We start from the raw sequence: 12373 nt of genomic DNA on the forward strand, positions 1-12373 counted from the left end.
TAAATATAATAAGCAAGAGTCATGCCAAATGTTTTTATTTTAACAATATCGTTAAAATATTAACCTTTCTTTCAAAATGCTAAAATACTCCAATCGAAAATGTCCTAAAATATAACAGTTTATTTATTTTTCACTGTTATATTTTAGGACATTGTCTTAATTTATTACACGACATTATATTTCTATCTTATATTTTTTTACCTTAAGATATAAAGTATTCCTACTTATCCCCAATGCTCTTGCAGTCTTTGTCATATTATATTTATTATATTCTATAGCATTTCTTATAGTTACTTTCTCAATTTCCTCTAAATTAAAACACTCTTCTTTTTTTACTTCATCTAAACTTATATTTTTGCTATCTATATCTAATATTTCATTTATTTTTTCTTCTGATTCTTCTAATATATCATCTGATAGCTCACCATTTAAATTCACTATATTTTCTATACAGTTTTCTAATTGTCTAATATTCCCTGGCCAATTATATCCTTGCAATCTATTAAATAAGTCTTTAGTTATTTCAGGAATTTCCTTTTCTAATTTTATTGATTTCATGCTAAAGAAATATTCAATAAACTTTCTTATATCGCCTTTTCTTTCTCTAAGAGGTGGTAGTTTTATTGGAATAACACATAGTCTATAATATAAATCTTCTCTGAAAGTTCCTTTTTTAACTTCCTTCTTTAGATTTTTATTTGTAGCTGCTATTACTCTCATATCTACAGGAATTTCTCTGCTGCCTCCAAGTCTAGTTACTCTCCCCTCTTGTAATACTCTAAGTAGCTTTACTTGCATATCAAGTGGCATTTCACCTATTTCATCTAAAAATAAAGTTCCACCATTAGCAAGTTCTATTTTTCCTATTTTCCCACCTTTTTTTCCTCCAGTGAAAGTTCCATCTTCATATCCGAAAAGCTCGCTTTCAATTATATTAGCAGGTATGGCTCCACAATTTATAGCAATAAATTTATTATTTTTTCTTATACTATAATTATGAATAGATTGCGCTAGTACTTCTTTACCTGTCCCACTTTCTCCTTGAATTAATACTGTTGAAGGGCTGTTAGCTATAATCTTACAATTTATTATAACATTTTTTATAGCATCACTTTCTCCTATAATATCATTAAAAGTAAAAAATGCTCCTGTAAAATTATTTTCTTTTTTCTTTTCTTTTAATTCTGTTAATGTTGCTACAATCCCTATTATTTTTTCGTTACATTTAATTCCTTTAAGAGTAATTTCAGTTTTATATTTGCTTGCATGACTTAATTTTATTTCTTTTGTTATAGTTTCATTATTTTTCGATATTCCATCTACTATATTTTGAAAATTTGGAATTATATGACTTATATATTCATTAATTAAGTTTTGATTTCTTTTATCTAAAATATTTAATCCTAATTCATTTATATTTATAATTTTTCCATGTATATCAATAATCATTATTCCTTTATCAACATTTTCTATAACAGTTTTCATATAATTATAGGTTTGATTTAAAATATAATTAGTTTTTATTCTATAAAGCTCATTTTCTATTGCTGTAACTCCAAAAATAACTAATCCTAAGGTGTGTGGATGCTTCATATTACTTTTTCCTGTTAAATTTAAAGTTCCTATTATTTCTCCCTTACTATTATGGATAGGAGCTGCAGAACAAGTTAAACTTTGAAATATAGTAGCATAATGCTCATTTGCAGTTATTTGAATACATCTATTTTCCGTTATAGCTGTCCCCATTGCATTTGTACCTATATTTTTCTCATCCATATAAGCACCAACTTTTAAATTTAATTTTTCTAGTTCATCTTTAATAGCATTAGCGCCCTTTATGTAAAGTATGCATCCATTATTGTCTGTTAAAATTATGATAAAGTCATTATCCTCTACAGATTCAACTACCATATCTATATATGGCTTAGATATTTCTATTAATTCTTTATTTATCTCTAGTACTTTTTTTAGTTCTTCTCCTTTTACCATGGTTTTTGAATGATCACTACTTTTTTCAACTCCGTAATTTTCACTTCTTTTATGCGAATTTTCGATTAACAAACTTTTATTATACATAGCACTATACCTCTTGACCCTTTTTTCTTTAATTTTTATTCCATATAATATAAGTTTACTATTAGATTGATAAATTTTCTACAAAATAATAAGACTATAATCTTAAGTTTTTCTAAAAATAAGATTATAGTCTTATTAAAACTGATTTTTATTAATATCTTGTAGAATTTTTCAATTGTCTTTCTATATCTCTCTTATGAGCTTTTTCTAACATAGAATCTCTCTTATCATAATTCTTTTTACCTCTACACAATCCAAGTGCAACCTTTACCTTACCATCTTTTAAATATAATGATAATGGTACTAAAGTAAATCCTTGTTGTGAAACAAGTCCTGCAAATCTTGATATTTGCTCTTTATGAAGTAAAAGCTTTCTTTCTCTTAATGGATCAACGTTAAATATATTTCCTTGCTCATAAGGACTTATATGCATACCTTTTATCGTGATTTCACCATTTTCTACATCTGCATAAGATTCTTTTAAATTACATTTTCCTGCTCTTATCGATTTCACTTCAGTTCCAACTAAAGCTATTCCAGCTTCTATGGTTTCTTCTACAAAATAATCGTGCCTAGCTTTTCTATTTTCAGCTAATGTATTACTATTTTTCTTCCTTACCATACTCTCACCACTCATTTTATTTTTCTTTTAGTATAACAAAATATTTATAAATTGCGAAGCAATTTATTTTTAATGAAATAATTAGGAAATGAAATCTTCATTATCATCTTCATGGACTAGTTCGCTTTTCATTTCATCTTTTGCTTCTTGAATTTTTTCACTAAGCTTTTCACTAGGTACTATTTCTTCTTTAGATTGTTCTTCCTCAATTAAATCAAAATAAACTTCTCTGTTATCTATATCAACTCTAGTACATTTAACTTTGATTTCATCACCTAATCTATATACTTTTTTAGTTCTTTCTCCAATTAAACATAAATGAGCTTCATCATAAATATAGTAATCATCATCTAGAGCTGTTATATGAATTAATCCTTCTATTGTATTTGGTAATTCTGCAAATAAACCAAAAGATGTAACTGAAGATATAATTGCTGTAAATTCTTCTCCAATTCTTTCTTGCATATATTCTGCTTTCTTTAAATCATCAACTTCTCTTTCAGCTTCTTGAGCTAATCTTTCCATTTCTGATGATTGTTTTGATGCTATTTCAACTATATTAGTTAATCTTCCCGCTCTTTTTTCATCTATCTTTCCATTTAATTGTTCCTTTATAATTCTATGAATTTGCAAATCAGGATATCTTCTTATTGGTGATGTAAAGTGACAGTAATACTTAGCTGCAAGGCCAAAGTGTCCTACGCATTCTGGTGAGTATTTAGCTTGCATCATTGAACGTAATAAAAGAGTACTTACTACTGTTTCTTCCTTTTTCCCCTTTACTTTTTCTAATATATCTTGAAGAGCTCTTGGATGAGCTTCTTGACCCCATCTCACAATATAACCTAAGTTATATACAAACTCTTTAAATTTTTCTAACTTTTCTTCATCTGGCTCTTCGTGAATTCTATAAACAAATGGAAGATTAGTCCAGAACATATGCTCAGCTATTGTTTCATTACATACAAGCATAAATTCTTCTATTATTCTATTTGCAATAGCTCTGTCATAAGGCTTAATATCTATTGGTTTTCCTAAATCATTTAATATTATCTTAGATTCTTCAAAATTAAAGTCTATAGCTCCTCTTTTTATTCTCTTTTCACGAAGAATATTACATAGCTCTTCCATAGCTTTAAAGTCATCTACTAAGTAATCGTATCTTTTTATAAGTTCTTCATCATTATTTTCTAGAATTTTTGTTACATCTGTATAAGTCATTCTTTCACTAGTCTTAATAACTGATTCTTCAATTTCATGTTGAATCACTTTTCCATTCTTATCAATAACCATAAAACAACTTAACGCTAATCTATCTACCTTAGGATTTAACGAACAAATACCATTAGATAACTTCTTAGGCAGCATTGGAATTACTCTATCTATTAGATATACTGAAGTAGCTCTTTTTAAAGCTTCTTTATCTAGAGGATTCTTTTCTCTTACATAATGAGATACGTCTGCAATATGAACTCCTAATCTAAACTTACAATTATCAAGTATTTCTATTGAAACAGCATCATCTAAATCTTTTGCATCTTCACCATCTATTGTTACCATTCTTAAATTTCTAAGATCTTTTCTTCTTGCATATTCTTTAGAATCTATTTCTTCTTCAATATTTTCTGCATAACTTAAAACTTTTTCTGGGAACTCTTCTGGTAATCCATACTTCTTAATTATTGTAAGAATATCTAACCCCTTATCTCCCTTTCTACCTAATACTTCCTTAACTATTCCTTCTGGACTTCTTCTTTTATCTGCCCATTTAACTATTTCACAAATTACTACATCTCCATCTTTAGCTCCATTTCTATCTTTTTTAGAAATAAAGATATCTTGATTTAATCTTGTATCTTCTGGAACTACAAAGCCGAAGTTTCTACTATCTTCATAGACTCCTATGATCTTATTATTAGATCTTTCTAAAACTTCTCTTACTTCTCCTTCTCTCTTTTTACCATTTAAATCTTCTCTTGTTATTTGAACTAAAACCTTATCTCCATTCATAGCTCCATTCATAGATGAACTTGGAATAAAGACATCCTTTTCTCCTTCTGTTTCAGGAAGTAAAAATCCAAATCCTTTTTGATGCACTTGTAACTTACCAGTTATTAACCCAAGTCTTTCAGGCACACCAAACTTATCCTTTTTGGTTCTAACAATTAGGCCTTCTCTTTCCATTGATTTTAAAACTTTTTTAAAAGATTTATACTCATCAGGATTTATATCAAATACTGCAACCAACTCTTGGATATCCATTGGTCTATATGCTTCCTCTCTCATAAAACTTAATAACGTTTGTTTAATTCCCATATATACGTTTCCTCCATATAATTTAAATCTATTTTAATCTTGTTCTCTTAGTAGCTTATATAATTATTATATGTAAATTCTTAAATCTATATAATTTATAAAACTACAGAACATAAATAATTAATTCCTTCATTTTTCCTATAATTCAACTCGTCTAAATTATTTTTTAAACTCTTAAGTTTTTATTATTTATTAAAATCTTTTTGAGTTTATTTCATAACTCTTTCCTCTTAAGCTAAACTCCTTAAAGTTTATTCTCACACTTCACTATTCTCTAGTTTATCCATCTTCTCTTCATATTACACAATTTCAAAGTACTTTCCTAATTACTTCACTAATTTTCCTCTAAATAATTTAATTACCAAAATATATTAAATCAAAAAAATGGACATTCAACAACCATCATTGTCAATTGTCCACATCAATTATCAACTATAAATTATCTCTTAATACTCTGATTATTGTAGATTTATCCTACAAACAATCCCTTCTCCATAACTCAGCAAAGGCGAATTATTTCCTATACTATTTCACTTTTCCCTATAATTCAGAGTGCTAAATTATCCCTACACTTATCTGTTATACATTAATCTCCCCTGCCTTTGGAGATTTATCTACAAACAAATACCTTTGCATAATTCAAAGAAGATGAATTATTTACTTAATTCTTTCACTCTTTCACTTTTCCCATTTATCTAAGGCAGTATTCTGCAAGTACAGTTTGTAGTTCATAAATATCCAAGCTACTATTAAATTGCTTTTCTATTGGCAAAGCTGTTCCTGAAATCCATATCTTTAATTCCGCATCCAAGTCAAAATGTCCAGCAGTTTCAATGCTAAAATGAGTTATTGATTTGTATGGAATTGAATGATATTCAGTCTTCTTTCCTGTCATTCCTTGCTTATCAACTAAAATAAGTCTCTTATTTGTAAAGATAAACATATCTCTTACTAACTTATAAGCTTTTTCTATAGTTTCAGTTGATGCTAATATTTTTCCATATTCTTTTTTTAAAGCTTCTAGATTAACTTCTGAAGCATTTCCCATTAATCCATTAAATATACCCATAAAAACACTCCTTTTATTTTAAATACTAAATAAATATAAAGAGCCACCTATTATGAAAAGCAGCTCTTGTTATAACATTATATTAAATTTAATACTACTGTATTCACAGCAAATAAAGTCATTGTTACAATTGTTACTTTTAATAGCATAGCTTCCTTTGTTCTAGCTTTATTTTTTGAAAAGAAAGTTTCATTTTTGCTTCCTTGAATAAGTCCACTTAATGCATCTGTTTTACTTGGTTGTAATAATACTGATATTATAATTGCTAACCCTAAGATCACTTCTAATATTAATAAAACATCTTTCATTTTTATACCTCCCATGGTTACTCAAAACGGTCATATTTACATAAATTTATATTAACATATTAAATGCTACATTACAAGTAAATAGTTATAAAATCATACTCTTACATAAAAATCTTGAATAAAAATAAGGATAAGATTTTATAATCTTATCCTTATATATTAAATAAATTATTTCTTAATGTTGAAGAATGCTTTTCTTCCTCTGTATTCAGCTACATCGTCTAATTCTTCTTCAATTCTTATTAATTGGTTGTACTTAGCAACTCTTTCAGATCTTGCTGGAGCACCAGTCTTGATTTGACCAGCGTTAACAGCTACAACTAAATCAGCAATTGTAGTATCTTCTGTTTCACCAGATCTGTGAGAAATAACTGCTGTATAACCAGCTCTGTTAGCCATTTCGATAGCATTTAAAGTTTCAGTTAAAGTACCGATTTGGTTTAACTTGATTAGGATTGAGTTACCAACTCCCATGTCGATTCCTCTTTCTAATCTTTCAGTATTAGTAACAAATAAATCATCACCAACTAATTGAACTTTCTTACCTAATCTTTCAGTTATTAGCTTCCAACCTTCCCAATCTTCTTCAGCCATACCATCTTCGATTGAGATAATTGGATATTTGTTAACCCAATCTTCTAAAAAGTCAACCATTTCAGCTGCAGTTAAAGTTTTTCCTTCATGTTCTAATACATACTTTCCATCTTTGTAATATTCTGATGAAGCAGCATCTATAGCTATAAACATGTCTTCTCCAGCTTTGTAACCAGCTTTAGTTATAGCTTCTATAATAACTTCAATAGCTTCTTCATTTGACTTAAGGTCTGGAGCAAATCCACCTTCATCACCGATAGCTGTTGAATATCCCTTATCATGTAAAGTTTTCTTTAATGTATGGTAAACTTCAGCACACATCTTTAATGCATCGCTAAATGTCTTAGCTCCAACTGGCATAACCATGAATTCTTGTAAATCAACTGAGTTATCAGCATGTGATCCACCATTGATTATGTTCATCATAGGTACTGGTAAAACTTTTGCATTTACTCCACCTACATATTGGTATAATGGTAAATCTAATGATTTTGCAGCTGCATTAGCAACAGCAAGAGAAACACCTAATATAGCGTTAGCACCTAATTTTGCTTTGTTTGGAGTTCCATCTAATTCAATAAGCATTTTATCTATATATGGTTGATCATATACGTTGCATCCAATTAATTCTTCAGCAATTGTATCATTTACGTTTTGAACAGCCTTTAAAACACCTTTTCCTAGGTAGTTATCTTTATCTCCATCTCTTAATTCAACTGCTTCATACATACCAGTTGATGCTCCTGATGGAACTGCTGCTCTTCCTACAGTACCATCTTCTAAGTATACTTCAACTTCTACTGTAGGGAAACATCTTGAGTCAAGAATTTGTCTTGCTACAACGTCTACTATTTCACAATAATTTTTCATTACTTTTTCCTCCTTATATTTGAAATGTTTAATTTCTTCACCTATAACTATACCTTTATATTATTTCTTATGAATAATAATTTATTCATAAATCGACACGTATCTAGGGTTTTATGAAAGAAATAACATTTTCTAGCAAATAATAATCATTATCACATTTTCATTATTATTATACCACTTTGCCCATAATTTTCAATATTTATTTATTTGTGTAATCATTTAAAAATAATTATTTTTGTACTTTTAATATTTTACTATTCTAAATCTCACTATTACCATCCTTATTCTTAAATATTTCCTATTTAAATATTAAAATAATTTAAATTTTAAGTTTATTTCTTAACAATTTTTATTATTATATGATAAACTATATTTATCCATTTAAATTTCTCCTTTTGATTTTTAATTAGGTTATCGAAACTAATTGATTATCAAAAGGAGTTTTCCATAATTGATTTAATTTATATATATCGATATATAATTATTTTATAAAACAAAAAGAGCCTTTCTAGGCTCTTTTTACTCTACTTCATCATTTTGTAAGTATTGCTTATATTTCTTTTCCCATTCTCTTGCAACCTTTTTATCAACCAATCTAATATCCTCTAAAAAGCTTTCTAAAACTCCAACTTTATCAAGTCCCTTCATTAGATGCCTTGGATAGTTTACCTTCCTTTTGTAGCATTGCTTTGGATCTATAACCATAACCTTATTATCCCTTGTTATGTAAATATCTCTACATCTAGCATCTAATTTAGTGAATTTAAGCCTTTTAAATTCTTCTATTAAATAATATAGATTTTCTGCAATTTCATAATTAAAACCTTTTTTCTTGATATAATGGTCTAACCTATGTCCTTCAACTTTATCCCTTACTATATAAAACTTCCCCATATTATATACCTTTGGAAAATACTTAGATCTACTTACTTTTTTAAGTATCTCCCCTTCTTCTTTGCAACATTTCGATTCTTGAAATATCTTTACTGCTTTATTATCAGGTAACTCATAAACAATACCATTATGACCCTCACCAAGAAAAACGGCTTCCTTAAAAAGCTCTTCAGTTTCAGCATCAAAGTCTGCTGAATAAGAATAAGTCCTAGCCATATAACTCTCCCATAAAAATATTATTATTACATCTTATTATTTAAACTTAAATATTATAACAAGTTTCTTTTTTATTTATTAACAAATGGCTTATTAATTAAAAGAGAAAGATTAAAGGAATAACTTCTAGACCTATATTATTAGTCTCTTTTAGCATAGCAATTTTAACCAAGACTTTTACACAGTAGTTCTTCCATATATTAATAAACCCATCTACTTAAGACACTTTTTAGTAGATGGGTTTTTATACTAAGATCAATTTTATAACTCTGCACCTTACTAATTATTCAATTAGTGTTTCATGAACTAAAATTCAATTAGTGCAAATTACTTTTAATAATTCTTCATAACTCTACGTAGGAGAATTATTTCCTTAATTTTTTCACTTTTTCATTCTTTGCTCTTTCATTAATTAAATATTACTGTTTCTGGTTTTACAGTATCTCCATAAACAGGTGCAAGTGTTGCATCATAAGCTTCTTTAAAGAATCCTTCTTTAATAAGGGTATCTACTTCTTTATTAAGCCATTCTAATAACTCTGTATCTCCTTTTTTAACAGCTGGTGCTATTGCATCTTCTTCACCTAGACTTGAAATATACGTGTCATACCCTTCATTTTCTCTTGCCCAAGCAAATAATAAAGTATTATCATGAGCTAATGCAGCTCCTCTTCCATCTTTTAATGCAGCAAATGTTTCAGTGTTTTGTTCAAACTTAACTAGTTCAATATCAGGATAGTTTTTTGTAAAATAACTTTCTGCTGTTGTTCCCTTATTTACAAGTAACTTTTTGCCTTTTAAATCATCTACTGATTTTATTGGTGCTCCATCTGGTGAAACCACGCCTAATGAAACCTTCATATATGGAGTTGCAAAATCTACTTTTTCTTTTCTTTCCGGTGTAACTGTAAAGTTAGCTAATATTATATCAACTTTGTTTGATTGTAAATATTCTACTCTATTTGCAGCTTCAACTAATACAAATTCAACTTTATTTTCATCCCCTAATAAATCCTTTGCTAATCTCTTTGCTAAATAGACATCATATCCTTGGTTTGCTCCTTTTTCATCTACAAATCCAAATGGTGGCTTATCGCTAAACACTCCGATTCTTATCTTACCAGCTTTTTTAATTACATCTATTGATGACTTACTTTCTTCTGCCTTACTTCCACATCCAACTAATGCCCCCAATGCTATTACTAATGTTAAAATTAATGATAAAAGTTTTTTCATTTTATTTACCCCTTCCTTTTTATTATTTATAAAAATCAAATGATGATAAAAAGCTTTTTGCTCTTTCAGTTTTTGGATTTTCAAAAAACTCTTTTGGAGAAGATACTTCTACTATTTTACCTTCTTCCATAAATACAATCTTATCTGCTACATGTTTTGCAAATTCTAATTCATGAGTAACTACGACCATAGTCATACCATTTTGAGCAAGCTCTAATAATACCATTAGAACTTCTCTAACCATTTCTGGATCTAACGCTGCTGTAACTTCATCAAAAAGCATTATTTCTGGATTCATACACAAAGCCCTAACTATTGCTATTCTTTGCTTTTGACCTCCTGAAAGTTCTCTTGGATAAGCATATTTTCTATTAAATAATCCAACTCTTTTTAAAAGTTCATCTGCTTGTTTTTCAGCCTCTTCTTTATTTCTATTTTGGGCCTTAGTCGGTCCAAGCAAAATATTATTTATAACATTCATATGGGGAAATAATTCATAGCTTTGAAAAACCATTCCTATTGTTCCTCTTACCTTTTCAAATTCTACCTCTTTACCTAAAATCCCATAATTGTTTAAGACTATTTCTCCTTCAGTTACATCTTCTAAGCCATTTAAACACCTCAAAAATGTACTTTTACCACAACCTGAAGGACCCAAAATTACTACTACTTCGCCTTTTTTCACTTCTAAGTCTATTCCCTTTAATGCTTCTATCTCCCCATAACTTTTCTTTATATTTTTCACTTTAAGCAATATTTCTTCACTCATAAAATCCCCCCTAATTTAGTTTTTTCTCTAAAGCCTTTGCTCCCAACGAAATTGGAAAACAAATCAAAAAATATATTATAAGCAACACACCATAAATCCAAAATGATGCTAGTGGCTCTGTTAATACTGTTCTTTCTATAATTTGCTGTCCAACTTTAACTAAATCAACTGCACCTATTAAAGTCATTAATGTAGTTGTTTTAATCATTCTAGTACTTAAATTTATAATACCTGGCATAACTCTTCTTATACTAATTGGAATAATAATATATCTATAAGTTTTTATCTTATTTAAAGATAATGCCATGGCTGATTCATAATATATTTTAGGAATTGAAGTAATTGCTCCTCTTACTAAATCTCCAATTTCTGCTGTTCCCCATAAAGTAAAAACAATATATCCAACTATTGTAGATTCTAAATGAATATTTAAAAGTGTAGGTACTCCAAAGTAAAACAAAAATAACCACACCATTAATGGAATTATTCTTATACTTTCTAAATATATAGTTGATATTACTTTTACAACCTTTCTTTTACTTGTCATAATTATTCCAAATATAACTCCTAATATAGTTGATAAAACAACAGATATAATAGCCACATTTAAAGTTACTAGTAACCCCTCAATAAGCCTTTTCATATTGTCCACATTAAAAATTATATTATTGCTCAAATTCTCCATGCCTTAACCTCCTCTCTAAAATCCTACTGATTATTGAAATGGGAAGTAATATCATAAGGTAAAATACTACAACTAAGATTAATGCTTCATTTGTTTTATAGTACATTCCTATAACATCTTTAGTAACAAACATAAGCTCTGCAACTGCTATTGATCCTATTATAGATGTTTCCTTTACTAAGAATATACAATTTGCTACTATAGATGGAATTGATATAGAAAAGCTCATTGGCATCACTATATATCTTAAAATTTGTGTTTTACTTAATCCTAAAGCTTGTCCGCTTTCTATTTGTGATTTAGCAACTGCATCTATTCCTCCTCTAAAGGATTCTGCCATATAGGCCCCACCTAAAAATGATAGACCTATAACGCCGCAAGCAAATCCACTTAACTTTACTCCAAGCTTAGTTAAGCCATAATAGAGAAAAAATACTTGTATTAAAAGTGGTGTATTCCTTGAAAATTCTATATATCCTTTAGATATTACATTTACCCATTTTATATTAAAATATCTGGCCACTTCTATTATTACTCCAATTAAAATAGATAAGATAATCGATATAATTGCTAATTTTATAGTGATAGCTGTTGCTTGAAAAAAATCTGGTAAACTCCTAATAATAAAATTGAAATCTAGCTCCATAAAATCCCTCCTAAATCTTAAAGCCTTTATAAAAGTTTTCAAAATACTAAATTCTCTTAGATCCATCAAATT

The 12373-nt window shown here is 28.3% G+C and carries 11 protein-coding genes; all 11 read right to left on the reverse strand.

What is annotated here, in order from left to right:
- Positions 1 to 174: 174 nt before the first annotated feature.
- Positions 175 to 2076 (reverse strand): sigma-54-dependent Fis family transcriptional regulator, encoded by a 1902-nt coding sequence (locus tag J2Z25_RS04345; RefSeq protein ID WP_209738646.1) that lies wholly within the window; start codon positions 2074 to 2076, stop codon positions 175 to 177.
- A gap of 151 nt (positions 2077 to 2227) precedes the next feature.
- The gene (gene smpB, locus J2Z25_RS04350) at positions 2228 to 2698 is read right to left on the reverse strand and encodes an SsrA-binding protein SmpB (RefSeq protein ID WP_008680161.1); all 471 of its coding nucleotides are present in this window, start codon (positions 2696 to 2698) and stop codon (positions 2228 to 2230) included.
- A gap of 81 nt (positions 2699 to 2779) precedes the next feature.
- On the reverse strand, positions 2780 to 5014 hold the full coding sequence (gene rnr, locus J2Z25_RS04355) for a ribonuclease R (protein ID WP_209738648.1): 2235 nt from the start codon (positions 5012 to 5014) through the stop codon (positions 2780 to 2782).
- Positions 5015 to 5705: 691 nt separating this feature from the next.
- Positions 5706 to 6083, reverse strand: coding sequence for a PH domain-containing protein (locus J2Z25_RS04360; protein WP_099346779.1), 378 nt, complete (start codon positions 6081 to 6083; stop codon positions 5706 to 5708).
- A 77-nt stretch (positions 6084 to 6160) separates the two neighbouring features.
- Positions 6161 to 6391, reverse strand: coding sequence for a preprotein translocase subunit SecG (gene secG / locus J2Z25_RS04365; RefSeq protein WP_008680166.1), 231 nt, complete (start codon positions 6389 to 6391; stop codon positions 6161 to 6163).
- 168 nt (positions 6392 to 6559) lie between these two features.
- Entirely contained in the window at positions 6560 to 7855 is a 1296-nt protein-coding gene (eno, locus tag J2Z25_RS04370; RefSeq protein WP_008680168.1) for a phosphopyruvate hydratase, read from the reverse strand.
- A 519-nt stretch (positions 7856 to 8374) separates the two neighbouring features.
- Positions 8375 to 8965, reverse strand: a complete 591-nt coding sequence (locus J2Z25_RS04375; protein WP_008680169.1) for a hypothetical protein — start codon at positions 8963 to 8965, stop codon at positions 8375 to 8377.
- 408 nt (positions 8966 to 9373) lie between these two features.
- The gene (locus J2Z25_RS04380) at positions 9374 to 10201 is read right to left on the reverse strand and encodes a cysteine ABC transporter substrate-binding protein (protein ID WP_209738651.1); all 828 of its coding nucleotides are present in this window, start codon (positions 10199 to 10201) and stop codon (positions 9374 to 9376) included.
- A 22-nt stretch (positions 10202 to 10223) separates the two neighbouring features.
- Positions 10224 to 10970, reverse strand: a complete 747-nt coding sequence (locus J2Z25_RS04385) for an amino acid ABC transporter ATP-binding protein (RefSeq protein WP_280915642.1) — start codon at positions 10968 to 10970, stop codon at positions 10224 to 10226.
- Positions 10971 to 10980: 10 nt separating this feature from the next.
- Positions 10981 to 11655, reverse strand: a complete 675-nt coding sequence (locus tag J2Z25_RS04390; RefSeq protein ID WP_209738653.1) for an amino acid ABC transporter permease — start codon at positions 11653 to 11655, stop codon at positions 10981 to 10983.
- Entirely contained in the window at positions 11636 to 12301 is a 666-nt protein-coding gene (locus tag J2Z25_RS04395; RefSeq protein WP_209738654.1) for an amino acid ABC transporter permease, read from the reverse strand. Before J2Z25_RS04395 ends, J2Z25_RS04390 begins: the two co-directional genes overlap by 20 nt.
- Between the last annotated feature and the right edge of the window lie 72 nt (positions 12302 to 12373).

Source organism: Clostridium tertium (genome assembly GCF_017873245.1).
GTDB lineage: Bacteria > Bacillota > Clostridia > Clostridiales > Clostridiaceae > Clostridium > Clostridium tertium.

Coding starts and splice junctions, on each gene's coding strand:
- J2Z25_RS04345 (WP_209738646.1), bottom strand. CDS start 2,076: ATGTATAATAAAAGTTTGTTAATCGAAAATTCGCATAAAAGAAGTGAA.
- smpB (WP_008680161.1), bottom strand. CDS start 2,698: ATGGTAAGGAAGAAAAATAGTAATACATTAGCTGAAAATAGAAAAGCT.
- rnr (WP_209738648.1), bottom strand. CDS start 5,014: ATGGGAATTAAACAAACGTTATTAAGTTTTATGAGAGAGGAAGCATAT.
- J2Z25_RS04360 (WP_099346779.1), bottom strand. CDS start 6,083: ATGGGTATATTTAATGGATTAATGGGAAATGCTTCAGAAGTTAATCTA.
- secG (WP_008680166.1), bottom strand. CDS start 6,391: ATGAAAGATGTTTTATTAATATTAGAAGTGATCTTAGGGTTAGCAATT.
- eno (WP_008680168.1), bottom strand. CDS start 7,855: ATGAAAAATTATTGTGAAATAGTAGACGTTGTAGCAAGACAAATTCTT.
- J2Z25_RS04375 (WP_008680169.1), bottom strand. CDS start 8,965: ATGGCTAGGACTTATTCTTATTCAGCAGACTTTGATGCTGAAACTGAA.
- J2Z25_RS04380 (WP_209738651.1), bottom strand. CDS start 10,201: ATGAAAAAACTTTTATCATTAATTTTAACATTAGTAATAGCATTGGGG.
- J2Z25_RS04385 (WP_280915642.1), bottom strand. CDS start 10,970: ATGAGTGAAGAAATATTGCTTAAAGTGAAAAATATAAAGAAAAGTTAT.
- J2Z25_RS04390 (WP_209738653.1), bottom strand. CDS start 11,655: ATGGAGAATTTGAGCAATAATATAATTTTTAATGTGGACAATATGAAA.
- J2Z25_RS04395 (WP_209738654.1), bottom strand. CDS start 12,301: ATGGAGCTAGATTTCAATTTTATTATTAGGAGTTTACCAGATTTTTTT.